Annotated in this window: 11 protein-coding genes; 5 read left to right on the forward strand and 6 right to left on the reverse strand. The window is 65.1% G+C overall.

Going from position 1 to position 15,929, the window contains the following annotated elements:
• Positions 1-30 precede the first annotated feature (30 nt).
• Together NX784_RS17325 and NX784_RS17330 are read left to right on the forward strand one after the other, a co-directional pair.
• Positions 31-465 (forward strand): acyl-CoA thioesterase, encoded by a 435-nt coding sequence (locus NX784_RS17325; RefSeq protein ID WP_258817938.1) that lies wholly within the window; start codon positions 31-33, stop codon positions 463-465.
• A gap of 13 nt (positions 466-478) precedes the next feature.
• Complete coding sequence (locus tag NX784_RS17330; RefSeq protein ID WP_258817939.1) at positions 479-2,068, forward strand: alkaline phosphatase D family protein; 1,590 nt, start codon at positions 479-481, stop codon at positions 2,066-2,068.
• On the opposite strand, the gene NX784_RS17335 is transcribed toward NX784_RS17330, so the two are convergent.
• The 4 genes from NX784_RS17335 to NX784_RS17350 form a co-directional block, all read right to left on the reverse strand.
• A complete protein-coding gene (locus NX784_RS17335) occupies positions 2,069-3,748 on the reverse strand; it encodes a long-chain-fatty-acid--CoA ligase (protein WP_258817940.1) in 1,680 nt (559 codons plus the stop codon).
• A 90-nt stretch (positions 3,749-3,838) separates the two neighbouring features.
• On the reverse strand, positions 3,839-5,521 hold the full coding sequence (locus NX784_RS17340) for a long-chain-fatty-acid--CoA ligase (RefSeq protein WP_258817941.1): 1,683 nt from the start codon (positions 5,519-5,521) through the stop codon (positions 3,839-3,841).
• A 185-nt stretch (positions 5,522-5,706) separates the two neighbouring features.
• Entirely contained in the window at positions 5,707-6,822 is a 1,116-nt protein-coding gene (locus NX784_RS17345) for an aminopeptidase (RefSeq protein ID WP_258817942.1), read from the reverse strand.
• Between the two features lie 9 nt (positions 6,823-6,831).
• On the reverse strand, positions 6,832-8,925 hold the full coding sequence (locus NX784_RS17350) for a molybdopterin-containing oxidoreductase family protein (RefSeq protein WP_258817943.1): 2,094 nt from the start codon (positions 8,923-8,925) through the stop codon (positions 6,832-6,834).
• Positions 8,926-9,074: 149 nt separating this feature from the next.
• Between NX784_RS17350 and NX784_RS17355 the strand changes: the two genes are divergently transcribed.
• Complete coding sequence (locus NX784_RS17355; RefSeq protein ID WP_258817944.1) at positions 9,075-10,274, forward strand: M20 aminoacylase family protein; 1,200 nt, start codon at positions 9,075-9,077, stop codon at positions 10,272-10,274.
• Here the strand turns inward: NX784_RS17355 and NX784_RS17360 are convergent, their stop codons facing one another.
• A complete protein-coding gene (locus NX784_RS17360) occupies positions 10,275-11,174 on the reverse strand; it encodes an NAD(P)-dependent oxidoreductase (protein ID WP_258817945.1) in 900 nt (299 codons plus the stop codon).
• 138 nt (positions 11,175-11,312) lie between these two features.
• Between NX784_RS17360 and NX784_RS17365 the strand changes: the two genes are divergently transcribed.
• Positions 11,313-11,861 carry an acyloxyacyl hydrolase gene (locus NX784_RS17365; RefSeq protein WP_258817946.1) on the forward strand — a complete coding sequence of 183 codons (549 nt, stop codon included), beginning with the start codon at positions 11,313-11,315 and terminating at the stop codon, positions 11,859-11,861.
• An 89-nt stretch (positions 11,862-11,950) separates the two neighbouring features.
• Complete coding sequence (locus tag NX784_RS17370) at positions 11,951-13,396, forward strand: MFS transporter (protein WP_258817947.1); 1,446 nt, start codon at positions 11,951-11,953, stop codon at positions 13,394-13,396.
• 6 nt (positions 13,397-13,402) lie between these two features.
• Here NX784_RS17370 and NX784_RS17375 read toward each other — a convergent pair whose 3' ends face one another.
• On the reverse strand, positions 13,403-15,793 hold the full coding sequence (locus NX784_RS17375) for a penicillin acylase family protein (protein ID WP_258817948.1): 2,391 nt from the start codon (positions 15,791-15,793) through the stop codon (positions 13,403-13,405).
• Between the last annotated feature and the right edge of the window lie 136 nt (positions 15,794-15,929).

Below are 15,929 nucleotides of genomic sequence, written 5' to 3' on the forward strand. Positions count from 1 at the left end.
GACGATTGTAGCCTTTACCGAGATTCTAAGATGACCGAGCCAGTAAACCCGACCCCGTCCATCACCCGCCTGCCTGAAGGAAAGATGCCCGTGTTGCGGATGATGCCCGCCCCGTCCGATGCGAATGTCTACGGGGACGTGTTCGGCGGCTGGATCATGGCGCAGGTCGACGTCGCCGGCTCGCTGCCGGCCGTGCGCCGCGCCAACGGCCGCGTCGCCACCATCGCGGTGAATTCCTTCCTGTTCAAGAATCCCGTGTTCGTCGGCGACCTGCTGTCGTTCTACGCCGACGTCGTCAAGGTCGGCAATACGTCGATCACCGTCTACGTCGAGGTGTACGCGGAGCGCAACCGCCTGCAGACGGACGTCGTCAAGGTGACGGAAGCCACGCTGACCTATGTCGCCACCGGCCCGGACCGCAAGCCGCGCCAGCTGCCGCCTCTCGAATCGCTGATCTCGCACTAAACGCATTGTCCCGATGACCTGGCCGCGCCGCCTGTTCCTGTTGAACGCCGCGCGGCTGGCGGCTGCTTCCACGGCGGCGTCGCCGTCGCTGCTGCTCGCCAGGCCGTCGAACGGGGCCGGCTATCCGTTCAGCCTCGGCGTCGCGTCCGGGTCGCCGCTGCCGGATGCCGTCGTCCTGTGGACGCGCGTCGCATACGATCCGCTCGATGCGACAAAGACGCCTCCGCTCGCCCTCACCTTGCGCTGGGAAGCGGCGCACGACGGGGCGTTCCGCAACATCGTCGCGCAGGGCAGCGCCGTCGCGACACCGGCACTGGCGCACAGCGTGCGCGTCGACGTGCGGGGCCTGCAGCCGGCCCGGTGGTACTGGTACCGCTTCATGCTGGGCGATGCCGTCAGCCCCGTCGGCCGCACGCGGACGGCGCCCGCGCCGGACAGCATGCCAGAGTCGCTCAAGCTGGCCGTCGCGTCGTGCCAGCACTGGGAATTCGGCAGCTATGCGGCGCACCGCTACATCGAACAGGCGAATCCGGACCTCGTCGCCTTCCTCGGCGACTACATCTACGAATGGGGCGCATACCGGCTGCACCATCCGGCACCGGGGGTGCGCATCGTGCGCCAGGACGAGTCCTTCCTGCTTGCCGACTACCGCCGCCGCTACGCGCAATACAAGACGGACCCCGACCTGCAGTCCGCCCACCTGGCCGCGCCGTGGATCGTCACGTGGGACGACCATGAAGTCGCGAACGATTACGCGGCCGACCGCGACGAGCGCCTCGCGCCCGATTTCTGGCAGCGGCGCGCGGCCGCCTACCAGGCCTTCTATGAGCACATGCCGCTGCGCCTGCCGCCACCGGCAAGCTTCGCGAACGTCCGGATGTTCCAGCGCTACGACTGGGGGCGTCTCGCGCGCTTCCACGTGCTGGACGACCGCCAGTACCGCGCGTACGAGGCGTGCCCGCATCCGGGGCACGGCGGCTCGAATTCCGTGACGCCGCGCGCCTGCCCCGACCTGCTCGACCCGCGCCGCACGATGCTGGGGCTTGAACAGGAAGCGTGGCTGAAGGCCGGGCTGGGGTCGTCGCGGGCGCGCTGGAACATCCTCGCGCAGCAGACCTTGATGGCGCAGTCGTCGCAGATTCCGGTCACGCCAACGGAGGCCGGCCGCTTCTGGACGGACGGCTGGGACGGTTATCCGGCCGCGCGCCGGCGCCTGCTCGACACGCTCGTGGACACGCGTGCCGCGAACCCGCTCGTGCTGGGCGGGGACGTGCACACGTTCTACGCGACGGAGCTGCGGCGCGATTTCGACCGGCCCGTGTCGACCTCGAACCCCGTCGTCGCGACGGAATTCGTCGGCACGTCCATCACGTCGAATTCGCGTCCACAGCAGCGCACGTCGCAATACGTGGCGATGAACCCGCACATCAAGTACGGACGCAGCGACAAGCGGGGTTACATGCTGATGGAGATCACGCCACGCGAGACGCGCACGCGCTTCCTGGGACTGGATGAGGTGCGCGACCCGAAGACCGCACAGCGCGAGCTTGCGGCCTTCCGGGTCGCGGATGGGAAGCCTGGGGTGGAAATTACCGCGGTCTAATCAGGCCGGCTGCTTCTCGTCGCGCAACTCGCGCCGCAGGATCTTGCCGACGTTCGTCTTCGGCAGGCTGTCGCGGAACTCGATGTACCGCGGGCGCTTGTAGCCGGTCAGCTGTTCCTTGCAATAATCCATGACCTCGTCCTTGGTCAGGCCCTTGTCCTTCTTGACGATGTACAGCTTGACGGCCTCGCCCGAATGCTGGTCCGGCACACCCACGCACGCCACCTCGAGCACGCCGGGATGCGAGGCGACGACGTCCTCCACTTCGTTCGGATACACGTTGAAGCCGGAGACGAGGATCATGTCCTTCTTGCGGTCGACGATTTTGACGGCGCCGGACTCGTTCATCACGCCGATGTCGCCCGTCTTGAAGAAGCCGTCGCGCGTCATGACTTTCGCCGTCTCGTCGGGACGCTGCCAGTAGCCGGCCATCACCTGCGGGCCGCGCACGGCGATCTCGCCGGCCGTGCCGAACGGGACTTCGTTGTCCGCCTCGTCGATGATGCGCAGCTCCGTCGACGGCAGCGCATAGCCGATCGTGCCAGTGAATTCCTTGATGTCGCAGCGGTTCGCGGCAACCACCGGCGACGTCTCCGACAGGCCGTAGCCTTCGACGATCGGCGCGCCCGTCACCGCGAGCCATTTGTCGGCCACGACCTTCTGCACGGCCATGCCGCCGCCCGGGCACACGAGCAGCCCGGAGAAATCGACGCTCGCAAAATCGGGATGGTTCAGCAGGCCGTTGTACAGCGTGTTCACGGCCGGGAAGACGTTGACGCGGTAGCCCTTCAGCTCCTTGATGAAGCCGCCGATGTCGCGCGGGTTCGGGATCAGGATGTTGGTGCCGCCCGCGCGCAGGCCCATCAGCGCGCACACGGTGAGCGCATAGATGTGGTACAGCGGCAGCGCGCACACGAATTGCGGCGTATCGCCGGCCGGGATCTTCGCGAGCGTGGGCGCGAACCACGCTTCGTTCTGCAGCACGTTGGCGATCACGTTCTTGTGCTTCAGCACCGCGCCCTTCGACACGCCCGTCGTACCGCCCGTGTACTGCAGGAAGGCGATGTCGTCGTGGCCGCACTCGACGGGTTTGCGCGACAGGCGCGCCCCCTCGGCCAGCATGCGCTTGAACGGCACGGCGGACGGCAGCGACCACGCCGGCACCATCTTTTTCACGGTGCGCACGACGAAGTTGACGAGCATGCCTTTCGCGCCCAGCAGGTCGCCCATGCTGCCCACGATGACGTGCTTGAGCTTCGTGTGCGGTGCCACTTCGGCGACGGTGTGCGCGAAGTTTTCCAGCACGACGATGGCTTCCGCGCCGGAGTCGTTCAGCTGGTGCTGCAGCTCGCGGGCCGTGTACAGCGGGTTGACGTTGACGATCGTGTAGCCGGCACGCAGGATGGCGGCCATCGCCACCGGATACTGCAGCACGTTCGGCAGCATGATCGCCACGCGCGCACCGCGCTCGAGGCCGCGCTGCTGCAGCCAGGCGGCCATCGCGCCGGACAGCTTGTCCAGCTCCGCGAACGTCATGGACTTGCCCATGCACGCAAAAGCCTTGCGGTTGGCGTACTTGCGGAAGGAGTCCTCCAGCAGGTGCGTGAGGGAGCGGTACTGCGTCCAGTCGATCTCCGCCGGGACGCCCGCCTCGTACGACTTCAGCCAGAATTTGTCCATGTCATTGCCTCGCTAGTTCTCAATCATTCAATTCGTATGCGCAAAAAAACCGCCCGGCAAACGGGCGGTTCGCGCGCACTGCCACTGCCGTTACGCCGCCTGCTTTTCCTCGCGCAGTGCGCGGCGCAGGATCTTGCCGACGTTCGTCTTCGGCAGCTCGTCGCGGAATTCGATGTACTTGGGCTTCTTGTAGCCGGTGAACTCGCGCTTGCAGTAGTCCATCAGCTGGTCGGCCGTCAGGTTCGGGTCGCGGCGCACGACGAACACTTTCACCGCTTCGCCGGAATGCTCGTCCGGCACGCCGACCACCGCGCATTCCAGCACGCCCGGATGCGCCGCGATCACGGCTTCCAGTTCGTTCGGATACACGTTGAAACCCGACACGAGGATCATGTCCTTCTTGCGGTCGACGATCTTCACGTACCCGTTCTCGTCCATGATGCCGACGTCGCCCGACTTGAAGAAACCGTCCGCCGTCATGACCTTCGCCGTCTCGTCCGGACGGTTCCAGTAGCCCGCCATCACCTGCGGGCCGCGGATCGCGATCTCGCCCACGCTGCCCACCGGCAGCGGCTTGCCGTCGTCGTCGACGATGGCGATGTCCGTCGACGGCACCGGCAGGCCGATCGTGCCCGTGAAGGCGGCGATGTCGCAGCGGTTGCACGTGGCGACGGGCGACGTCTCCGACAGGCCGTAGCCTTCGATGATGTTGGTACCGGTGATCGCTTTCCACTTGTCGTTGACGGCCTGCTGCACGGCCATGCCGCCGCCGTTCGACACCTTCAGCGCGCTGAAGTCGACACTCTTGAAATCGGGGTGGTTGACGAGTGCGTTGTACAGCGTGTTCACCGCGGGCAGCATGTTGATGCGGTACTTCCTGAGCTCCTTGATGAACCCCGGGATGTCGCGCGGGTTCGGGATCAGGATGTTCAGCGCGCCCACGCGCATGCCCCACAGCGCGCACGCCGTCAGCGCAAAGATGTGGTACAGCGGCAGCGCACACACGATGGTCTGGAATTCGACGACGGGCGGCTGGTTCAACGCCGGCTGCGACCACGCTTCCATCTGCAGGACATTGGCGATGACGTTCCGGTGCGTGAGCGTCGCACCCTTCGACACGCCCGTCGTGCCGCCCGTGTACTGCAGGAACGCGACGTCGCTGCCCGTGCTCTGCGCCGGCTGGAACGGCATCTTCGCGCCCTGCGCCAGCGCGTCCTTGAACGGCACCATGTGCGGGATCGAGAAGTCCGGCACCATCTTCTTGATGTTGCGGACGACGAAATTGACAAGCATGCCCTTGGCGCCGCCCAGCAATTCGCCCATGCTGGCCACGACGACGTGACGCACGGCCGTCTTGCCCAGCACCTGCTCGACCGTATGCGCGAAGTTCTCGAGCACGATGATCGCTTCGGCGCCCGAGTCCTTCAGCTGGTGTTCCAGTTCGCGCGGCGTGTACAGCGGGTTCACGTTGACGACGGCATAGCCGGCGCGCAGGATCGCTGCCAGCGCCACCGGGTATTGCAGCACGTTCGGCATCATGACGGCCACGCGCGCGCCTGGCTTCATCCCGCGGCTCTGCAGCCACGCCGCGAGGCGCTTCGACATGCCGTCCAGTTCACCGTACGTGAGGAATTTGTCCATGCAGACGAACGCGTTGTTCGTCGCATACTTGCGGAACGATTCCTCCAGCAGCTGCACCAACGAGCCATACTGGTCGGGATCGATTTCCGCCGGCACGCCGGGCGGATAAGCCTTGAGCCAAATCTTGTCCATCGGTGCCTCTGTCTCCAGTGTCGTTATCGTTCTGAGCCCCGCCAAATCGCTTGCTTATCGCACGACCGAAAAAATCGCACGGTCGTGCTGATATTACTAAACAAGATGCTATCGGGCAGCGCGCCCAGACGCAAGCACTTTTGCGGTTTTCGAACAACGACTCTACCGATGTTTGATCTAAATAGCTACGGACGCATTTCGCTACGCTGCACCATCAAGGGTGCGGCCACGAGCGGCGGCACCATCGCGTTCAAGATCCGGTGGCGGTCCGAGCGGTCCATCTCGGCCAGGCGTTTGACGGCGCCATAAAACTTCGGGAAGCTGCCTTCGCGTTGTAATAACGCACGGAATGCGGGCACGAAGTCTTCGTAGGTCGCGATCGACGCGAGGTGGGCATTCGAGAGCGGCTGGTCGAAGAAGCGATCATAACCCGCATAACCGCCCCAGTTGCCCTTCAGGATCTGGTACTCGTCCTTCAGTTCCTGGAACAAACGCGCCTTGACGACCCGCTTTTCGGAATCGCTGCGGTCGACGACCGCGTAGTTCTGCTCGAGCGCCTTGCGGTACTTCATCAACAGGCCGAGGAAATCCTTCTTGCGGCTGCGGTAGCGCGCATAGGCGTCGCGCATCTGCTGGTTGCCGAAACGGTCCATCCAGCGCTCGACACCCACCTCTTCCACCGTCGACGCGAACGATTCGTTGAACTGCGAATCGCCCTGCGCGTACGCGATCTGGTGCGCCAGTTCGTGGAAGATCATGCGGGCCAGTTCGCCGTCCGGGTAATTGATGAACGTGGAGATCAAGGGGTCGCTGAACCAGCCCAACGTGGAATACGCGGCCACGCCGCCGACCTCGACGTCGTCACCCGCGGCGCGCAACTCCTTCGCATACGAGTCCGCCGCCTCCTTGCTGTAGTAGCCGCGGTAGTTCACGCAGCCGGCCACGGGGAAGCACCATTGCAGCGGATGCAGCGACAGCTCGGGCGTGGCGACGACGTTCCACAGCACATATTGCCGCTTCAGCGCAGCGTAGTTTTTATAGCTGTTGTTGTCGGGTAAAGCCATTTCGGCAACTGCGAAGCGGCGGATCTGGCGCGCCGTCTCGAGGCGATGGCGCAGTTTGGTACTGGTGCCGGGGTCGGCGATCCAGTCGTCGATCGGACGGGCGTCCGACAGGAGTTCAAGCTGGCCCTGGGCCGCCTGGGTGTAGTAGTTCAGCGTCGAGCAGCTGGCCAGCAGCCCCGCTGCCGTGCCTGCGATCAGCACGGAGCGGAACCACGGGGTGATTCGATTGAGTTTCATAGGTCCAGATCATGGTGCGGCGCTTTCCGATACTTTAGCAACCTGCACCAGCGTGTCGTAAAAGGTGGGCGCCCTGCCCATATCGGTCAGGCGCTGGCTGGTGACTTCGTTGGCGTTCTTGCCGTCGCTGGCGAGCTTCTTCCACCAGATCGACAGGCCGACCACGAGGCCGGCCCGCGCGCGGGCGGTGACCCGGGCGCGCGCGACGAACGCGCCCCGGTCGTTGAAGATGCGCACCATCTCGCCGTCTGCGATGCCCCGGGAGGCCGCATCGACGGGATGGATGTCCAGGTGAGGTTCACCTTCCGTTGCGCGGAGGCTCTGGACATTGACAAAGGTTGAGTTGAGGAAGTTCCTGGCCGGCGGAGAAATCATCGCCAACGGATATTTCTCAGCCAGTTCGGGGTTGGATGCGACCGACTCATAGTTCGGAATATGAGTCGGCAGCGGATCGAGGCCGTCGGCCTGCATGGCCGCGGAATAAAACTCGCACTTGCCGGACGGCGTGGAAAAGCCGCCTTCGGCGAACGGCGCGGCGGGCATGTTCAGCTTTTGCCAGCCCGTGCGCTTCAGCGACGACCAGTCGAAGTGCACGGCGCGCTCGTGTTTTTTGTCGAATGCCTTCGCGGCCAGTTCGTCGTCCGTCTCGTCGAAGACCGGGTCGTTCATGCCCATGCGCTTCGCGATCAGGCGAAAGATTTCCGTATTCGGTTTCGCTTCGCCCAGCGGCGCAATCGCCGCGTTATTGGCCATCATGTACAGGTGGCCATACGCGAGGTGCGCGTCGACGTGTTCCAGCTGCGTGGTGGCCGGGAGCAGGATGTCCGCGTAGTCGGCGGTGTCGGTCTGGAAGTGTTCCAGCACCACGGTAAATAAATCTTCACGTTCGAAGCCGCGCTGCACCTGCGCCGAATCGGGCGCGATCGCGAGCGGGTTCGAGTTGTAGACGATGACGGCGTCGATCTTCGGACCGAACGCCGGCGACGCCTCTTTCTGCAGGTCGGCGCCGATCGTGTTCATGTTGATCGTGCGCGGGAGCTTGCCGCGCAACAGGTCCGGGCGTTGCAGCGCGACTTTATCGGCCGGGAACGTGCCCGACGTCGACAGCTGCACGCCGCCTGCGGCATGCCGCCACGCGCCCACGAGCGCGGGCAGGCACGCGATGGTGCGCACGGCCATGCCACCGCCACGCACGCGCTGCATGCCGTAATTCATGCGGATCGCGACCGGCTCGCCCGCGCGCGCCGTGCGGCCGTACTCGCGCGCGAGATCGACGACTTCATCGACCGTGATGCCGCACGTTTGCGCGGTCCGCTCCGGCGTCCATTCGGCCACGCGATCCTTCAGTTGCGCAAAGCCGAACGTGTATTTCTCGATGTAGTCGTGGTCGAGGAGGTCCTCTTTCACGAGCACGTGCATCATGCCCAGCGCCAGCGCGGCGTCCGTGCCCGGCATCACCGCAATGTGCTGGTGACATTTTTCCGCCGTCAGCGAGCGATACGGATCGATGGCGATCAGCTTCGCGCCGCGGCGCTTCGCTTCCTGCAGGCGCGTCCACAGGTGCAGGTTCGACGCGATCGGATTACCGCCCCAGATCAAGACGAGCTTCGCATCCTGGAACTGTTCCGTGTCCGTGCCGATCGAACCGCCGATCGTGTATTTGTAGCCCGTGGCGCCCGCGTTCGCGCATACGGTGCGGTCGAGCAGCGACGCGCCCAGCGTGTGGAAGAAGCGCATGGCCATCGCCTCGCCCTGCACGAGGCCCATCGTGCCGGCATAGCTGTACGGCAGGATCGCTTGCGGGTCGCGCGCGGCGATGGGTTGCAGGCGGTTCGCGATCTCGTCGAGCGCCTGCTCCCACGTGATGCGTTCGAACTTGCCCTCGCCCTTCTTGCCGACGCGGCGCATCGGGTACAGCAGGCGGTCGGGGTGGTACGTGCGTTCGAGGTAGCGCGAGACCTTCGTGCACAACACGCCACCCGTCGTCGGATGATCCGGATCGCCCTTGACCTCCGTGGCCACGCCGTCCTCCACGGTCACGAGGAGCGCGCAGGTGTCGGGGCAGTCATGCGGGCAGGCGCCGCGGACGATGGTCTTGGTCATCGGATTCATCCTGAAAAACGTCGATAAACCAGCACTTTATACGATTCCGGCGGCAGCCGTGGCGACCCTGGCGTTGCACATGATGGAAGGGCTACAATAGTTCAATAGATGCATGCCTACGAGGCATCACAGCATATGGAGAGCACAGAATGAGACTCGTCGAACCGATCCTCGCTTACCAAGCCGAGCTCGAAACGATCCGGCGCGACATCCACGCCCATCCGGAACTCTGCTACGAAGAACAACGCACGGCCGACGTGGTGGCCGCGCGCCTCACCGATTGGGGCATCCCCGTCGTCCGCGGTCTTGGCGTGACGGGCGTCGTCGGCATCATCAAGAACGGCACCTCCGACCGCGCCATCGGCCTGCGCGCCGACATGGACGCCCTGCCGATGCAGGAACTCAACACATTTGAGCACGCGTCGCGGCATGCCGGCAAGATGCATGCTTGTGGTCATGACGGGCACACAACGATGCTGTTGGGTGCAGCCCACTATTTGTCTCAGAACCGCAACTTCGACGGTACCGTCTACCTGATTTTCCAACCGGCCGAAGAAGGCGGCGCCGGCGCGCGCCGCATGATCGACGACGGTTTGTTCGAGCGCTTCCCGATGGAAGCCGTGTACGGCATGCACAACTGGCCGGGCATCAAGGCGGGCAGCTTCGGCGTCGTCGCGGGGCCGATGATGGCATCCAGTAACGAGTTCCGCGTCGTCGTGAAGGGCAAGGGCGCGCACGCCGCGCAGCCGCACCGCGGCATCGACCCGGTGATGGTCGCCGTGCAGATCGCGCAAGGTTGGCAGACCATCATCTCGCGCGAAAAGAACCCGCTCGACACGGCCGTGTTGTCGATCACGCAGATCCATGCGGGCAGCGCCACGAACGTCATCCCCGACGAAGCCGTCATGATCGGCACCGTGCGCACGTTTGCAACGAGCGTACTGGACCTGATCGAACGGCGCATGAACGAGATCGCGCAGGGCCTCGCGGCGGGCTTTAACGCCACCATCGATTTCTCCTTCAAGCGCAATTACCCGCCGTTGATCAACCACCCGGAACAGACGGCGTTCGCCATCGAGGCGATGCGCGCGGTGGTGGGCAGCGACAACGTCGACACGAACGTCGAACCGACGATGGGCGCCGAGGACTTCGCGTTCATGCTGCAGGAAAAGCCGGGCTGCTACGTCTTCATCGGCAACGGCGACGGCGACCATCGGCACCGCGGCCACGGCCTCGGACCGTGCCAGCTGCACAACGGCAGCTACGACTTCAACGACCACCTGCTGCCGATCGGCGCCAGCTACTGGGCGCGATTGGTCGAGATGAGCCTGCCGTTGAGATCGGCCTGATTACGGCAGCTTGTCCTCGGCCGTGCCGAGGCGTTTGCCCGGGTTCATCCGCTCCAGCGCGATGAGGCCCGCGGCGTGGTCGGCCGACGGGATGTCGCCTTCGATGGTTTCGTACTGCCGCGTCACCAATTCCGTCACGGGCAAGGTGACGCCGGCGGCGCTGGCGGCGGCGAGGATGTTGCGCTGGTCCTTCAGCTGCGTCTTGACCTGGCCGCCCGGCATGAAATTCCGCTCGAGCATGCGCTGGCCGTGCACGTCCAGCACGCGGCTGCTCGCAAAGCCGCCGCGGATCGCTTCGCGCACGGCGGCCGGATCGGCACCGGCCGCTTCCGCCAGCAGCAGCGCCTCCGCGACGACGTTGATGGTGGCCCCGACGATCAATTGATTGCACAACTTGGCCACCTGGCCGCTGCCGACGGGGCCGACGGCTTTCGGCGTCCCCAGCGCGCGCAGCACGGGTTCGGCCTGCATATAGTCGGCCGCATCGGCACCTGCCATGATCGCGAGTTGGCCCGCTTCCGCGCCGCCCACGCCGCCCGATACGGGCGCGTCGACGAAGCGGCAGCCGGCATCGTGCAAACGCGCGGCGAACGCCAGCGCTTCGTCCTGGCGCGTGGAACTCATGTCGATCCACAGCGTGCCTTTGTCGAGTGCCGGCAGCGCATCGTCGATGACCTGGCCGACGACGGGGCCCGCTTCCAGGATCGAGATCACGATGGCGGCACCGCGCACGGCATCCGCCAGCTCGGCATGCGGTTCGGCCCCGGTCGCGCGCAAGGCCTCGGCCCTGGCGGCCGTGCGATTCCACACGCGCAGGGGATAGTTGGCCTCAGCCAGCCGGGTCGCCATCGGCTTGCCCATCAGGCCGATGCCGAGAAATGCCACGGTCGGTAACGTCATTGCTTCCTCACGAGTATCCATTGCCCATATTGTAACAATTGACAGGCTCACCACGCCCTTGCAACGACCTCGCTACAATAGCGGTCTTGCCGTGACCTTTCGCTTGCACGGCTCCCTTTTACAGCAAAGGCAATGTCCATGAAAAAAATGATGCGTTACCTGGCGGCCGTGACCGCATTGACCGCGATGCAGGCAGGCCACGCGGCCGACGGCATGTTCGATTCGTCGTCGATCGAACTCGGCGGCGGCGAACACGTGCAGGTCGTCCGTCTCGCCGTGCAGAAAGACTGGAACAAGAACTGGCTGCCGGCCGGCGGCTACCACCTGTCCGGCTACTGGGACGCGAACGTTGCGTACTGGCGCGCCAACCAGTGGCTCGACGTGCCGGGCAGCCGCAAGAACCTGGCCGTGATCGGCATCACGCCCGTGTTCCGCTGGGAAGCGGACGACAAGCTGGGCCTCTACGCCGACGCCGGCATCGGCGCCGCGCTGTTCTCGAGCGTCTACCGCAACACGCACCGCCAGCTGTCGACGGCGTACGAATTCGCCGACCACGTGGGCGTCGGCTATGTGTTCGCCAACAAATGGGAACTGGGTGCGCGCCTGCAGCATTACTCGAACGGCGGCATCAAGCATCCGAACGGCGGCGTGAACCTGTTCATGGTGAAGGCGGCGTACCACTACTGATCGCACGTCCGGTACAAGTCGGCAATGTGCGATTTATGTGACAATCGGGACGGGCGACGCCTGCCCCGAGCGTCGCATCAGACAATCCGATGACCGATACCGACACCATCAAGCGCTACCTCCCCTGGCTGGTGGCGGCTGCCCTGTTCATGGAGCAGCTCGACGCCACCATCGTCAACACGGCCGTCCCCAGCATCGCGGCCAGCCTGCACGTCACGCCGCTCAGCCTCAAATCCGTCGTCACGAGCTACATCCTCAGCCTTGCCGTCGGCATCCCCGTGAGCGGCTGGATGGCCGACCGCTTCGGCACGAAGCGCGTGTTCGGCACGGCGATCGCGATCTTCACCTTGGCGTCGGTGCTGTGCGGGCTGTCGCTGAACGCGCCGATGATGGTCGCGGCGCGCCTGCTGCAAGGCCTGGGCGGCGCGATGATGATGCCAGTGGGGCGGTTGTCGATCATCCGCACGTTTCCCAAGAACGAATTGCTGGGCGCGATGAACTTCGTGATCCTGCCCGCGCTGATCGGACCGCTGCTCGGGCCGACGGTCGGCGGCCTGATCGTCCACGTGACATCGTGGCGCGCCATTTTCTTCGTGAACGTACCCGTCGGCCTGCTCGCGCTCTACCTCGTCTGGCGCCACATGCCGGACTACCACGGTGCCGAGCCGCGCCCGCTGGACGTGATCGGCCTCATCCTGTTCAGCTCGGGCACGGCAATCTTGTCGTGGCTGTTGGAAGTGTTCGGCGAACACACGCTCGACCCCATCACGGCCGGCCTGATGCTGGCGCTGTCCGTCGCCCTGCTCGCGGCCTACGCGTGGCACGCGAGCCAGGCCCAGTTCCCGTTGCTGCGCCTGGCGTTGTTCAAGGTGCGCACGTTCCGCCTGTCCGTGCTGGGCGGCTTCATCACGCGCCTCGGGATCGGCGGCCTGCCGTTCCTGCTGCCGTTGCTGTACCAGCTGGGCTTGAAGCTGGCGCCGTGGCAATCGGGCCTGTTGATGATGCCGACCGCGGCCGCCGCGATGGGCATGAAGCTGATCGCGCCCAAAGTGCTCGCGCGCTTCGGCTATCGCCAAGTGCTGGTGGTCAACACGATCTGCATCGGCCTGACGATCGGTCTCTTTTCGCTCGTCGGCGCGGCCACGCCGTGGTACGCGATCGCCGGCATCGGCCTGCTGCAGGGCTTCTTCAACTCGCTGCAATTCTCGAGCATGAACACGCTCGCGTATGCCGACGTCGAATCGAAGGACTCCAGCATGGCCAGCACGATCGCGTCGTCGTTCCAGCAACTGTCGATGAGCTTCGGCCTCGCCGCCGGCTCGCTCGTGACGGCGTGGTTCCTGGGCCGCGTGCCGCAGACGGACCAGGTGATGGTCACGAAAGCCCTGCACCACGCCTTCCTCACGCTGGCCGTGATGACGATGCTGTCGTCGATCGTCTTTGCGCGCCTGCGCCGCGGGGATGGCGAAAGCATCACGCGGAGCAAGACCGCGACGGCCGTCGCCCAGGACCCGGCACCGCTGTCCCAGGCGTGAACGGCGTCAATGGGTCAACGTCATGCGCGTGCGGTTCGGGTCCGCGTCGATGCTCGTCTCGCTGAAGGGCAACGTCGTCCACTCCTTGCGCGAATACGGCCCCAGCTGGTCCGCGTAATACGGCGACGTGGGATCCGTCGACTGGCCATACACGAGCATCGCCTGCGCGACGGGGCCGGCGTCGTCGAACGTCACCGTCTGCACATAGCTCGTGCCCCAGTAGACGTTGTTGTAGCCGGTGGCCGTCAGGCCCGTGCTCATCCGCAGAGAATTGTACGAACCATCGATGTCGCCCACGCCACCGTGCAGCGGCGTGCGCACGCCGTTGCGCGTCTCGCCCTGGTAATCGCCCAGCCTGCCGTCGAGGGGGATGCTCAGCGATTGCAGCTGCGACGCCGCGTTCTTCAGCGCCGCGAACATGGCCGGCAGCGCGGCGGGCGCCACGCCGTTGGGCGTGTGCACGGGGTCGGTCGGGTCGAGCGGCACTTTCCACTTGTTCGGGATCTGCGCTGCCGCACTCCAGAATTCGCGGAACAGCACGGCGCCCCGGCTGTCGAGGTTCGCGTGGCGGTCCCACGCGGCGAGCACGGCGCAGGCCTGGACGAGAGTCGCATCGTCGGCCGGACAGGCGGCCAGCAAGTCAGGCAAGACGTGCTCGGCGGCGTAGATGCGGTCGGCGAACACGAGCGTCTGCAAGTCGGACAGCTGGAATTTGTGGCCCTGCTGGGCCAGCTCCTCGAACTGGATGAAACCGATCCGCGTGCGCAGGCGCTGCTCGACGCCGACCTTGCCGTACAACGGTGAATACCCCAGCGGCGGCGGTCCAGTGAGCAGGGAACGGGCGTTCGTCAGCCAATAGCTGTCGTTCGAGTTGCCGACGTAGTCCGTGCGCAGCATAGCCGGCCCGTTCGCCGGCGAGAAAATGCCGGGCGGCGTATTCGCGTCCTGGCCCCACGCGCAGACGCTGCGCGAGCCGTCGAACAGCACGAGGGCGGGCAGCAACAGGCAGTCGCCGGCGAACTTGTCCGTCGTGACACGGGGCACGACGCTCGCATCGGCATACAGCGCGTTGCCGGCGCGGTCGGCCGCGACGGTGTTCACCCACGGCAGGCCGACGACGGCGTCCAGCGACGCCTTGAGCGTCTGCACGCTCGTCGATGTGCCGATCCCCAGCCATTGCTCGAGCATGCGCGTGTTGCCGCGGTTCGGGTCCGCCAGCACGTACGCAGTCGTGCTGGTCCACGCGAGGCCCGCTTCCGGCTTGACGATCACGGCGCCTTGCTTGCTGAAGTAGAACGTCTTGCTGTGCTTGGCTGTCGTACCATCCGGCATGAAGACGTCGACCGACACTGTCTTCGACGTCATCTTGTTCTTTTCGCCGTCGATCAGATAGGTCGTGCCCGTCGAGTCGCCCGCATCGAGGGCCAGCCTGAACGTCGTGAAATGCGTGGCCGCCGTGACGGTGTGCGACCAGGCCACGTCCTTGTTAAAGCCGATGGCGACGATGGGCATGCCGCCCAGCACGACGCCCATGACGTCGTAGCGGCCGGGCACGGTCAGGTGGGCCTGGTAGAAGCGGTCGGTGCTCGTCCATGGGAAGTGCGGATTGCCGAGCAGGAGGCCATGGCCGCTGGCCGACAGGTCCTTGCCGACGGCCAGCGCATTGCTGCCGAAGCCCTGGTGCACGGTCTTGTCCAGCCGCGCGAGCAGGAAGGCGGGATCGAGCTTGCGCTGCGGCCCGCGCGCCGCGACCGTCGCGTTCGCATCACGGGCGCCGGCCACCACTTCCTTCGCGAACGCTTCACCGGACGCGTGCAACGCTTTCTCGGCCAGCACGAGATAGATGTCCTCGACCGTCATCGGCTTGACCCACTTTGCGCCGTTGCAGGCGGTCGGGAATTTGCCAGCATTCTCCTTCAGGTAGCGGTTGTAACCCGCGACATAGCCTTCGAGCAGGTCGCGCGGCTCCTTGGCGCCTGCTGCATAGCCGGCGCGCAATTGGTCGACGTCTAGGTAGCCTTTGAAAAAGAAATCGCTGTCCTCGTTCTTGAGGTCCATGAAGCCGCTGGCGGCGCCGTATTCGTCGCCTTTGCGCGCGGTGGCGTGGGCCTCGCCACCAAAATATTGCGAACGTTCGCCGCGTACGGTCAACAGCGAATCGGCGAACATGCACAGGTTGTCCTGCGCGTACGCGTACGCGAGGCCGTAGCCGAGACTGCGGAAATCGGCTGCCTTGACGTGGACGACACCGTGCGTCGTGCGGATGACTTCGGCGCTGAATTGCGGGGGCGGTGTCGTCGTGGCGCTGTCGCCGGTGTGCCGGCCGCACGCAGCAAGAATGGCGCCCATGGCCGCGGTAACGACCAGGCGGCTGCCAAAAATACGAAGAGAGTGCATGCTGCTCCTTTAGTGGAAAAAGCCGTCAGGGTATGCGAACGCATGCTAGCCCTTTTTGCCTTTTCTACAACTATTGGAACATCAGCTTGTCAGGTTCCGATTTTTCCGATTTAAATCGCGCTTTTGGAGGGTCACT

Origin of the sequence: Massilia pinisoli (assembly GCF_024753285.1) — a bacterium.
In the GTDB taxonomy this organism is placed as follows: domain Bacteria; phylum Pseudomonadota; class Gammaproteobacteria; order Burkholderiales; family Burkholderiaceae_D; genus Telluria; species Telluria pinisoli.

Bases quoted from the DNA above. Each gene is read 5' to 3' on its own strand.
- NX784_RS17325 (WP_258817938.1), top strand. From the start codon at position 31: ATGACCGAGCCAGTAAACCCGACCCCGTCCATCACCCGCCTGCCTGAA.
- NX784_RS17330 (WP_258817939.1), top strand. From the start codon at position 479: ATGACCTGGCCGCGCCGCCTGTTCCTGTTGAACGCCGCGCGGCTGGCG.
- NX784_RS17335 (WP_258817940.1), bottom strand. From the start codon at position 3,748: ATGGACAAATTCTGGCTGAAGTCGTACGAGGCGGGCGTCCCGGCGGAG.
- NX784_RS17340 (WP_258817941.1), bottom strand. From the start codon at position 5,521: ATGGACAAGATTTGGCTCAAGGCTTATCCGCCCGGCGTGCCGGCGGAA.
- NX784_RS17345 (WP_258817942.1), bottom strand. From the start codon at position 6,822: ATGAAACTCAATCGAATCACCCCGTGGTTCCGCTCCGTGCTGATCGCA.
- NX784_RS17350 (WP_258817943.1), bottom strand. From the start codon at position 8,925: ATGACCAAGACCATCGTCCGCGGCGCCTGCCCGCATGACTGCCCCGAC.
- NX784_RS17355 (WP_258817944.1), top strand. From the start codon at position 9,075: ATGAGACTCGTCGAACCGATCCTCGCTTACCAAGCCGAGCTCGAAACG.
- NX784_RS17360 (WP_258817945.1), bottom strand. From the start codon at position 11,174: ATGACGTTACCGACCGTGGCATTTCTCGGCATCGGCCTGATGGGCAAG.
- NX784_RS17365 (WP_258817946.1), top strand. From the start codon at position 11,313: ATGAAAAAAATGATGCGTTACCTGGCGGCCGTGACCGCATTGACCGCG.
- NX784_RS17370 (WP_258817947.1), top strand. From the start codon at position 11,951: ATGACCGATACCGACACCATCAAGCGCTACCTCCCCTGGCTGGTGGCG.
- NX784_RS17375 (WP_258817948.1), bottom strand. From the start codon at position 15,793: ATGCACTCTCTTCGTATTTTTGGCAGCCGCCTGGTCGTTACCGCGGCC.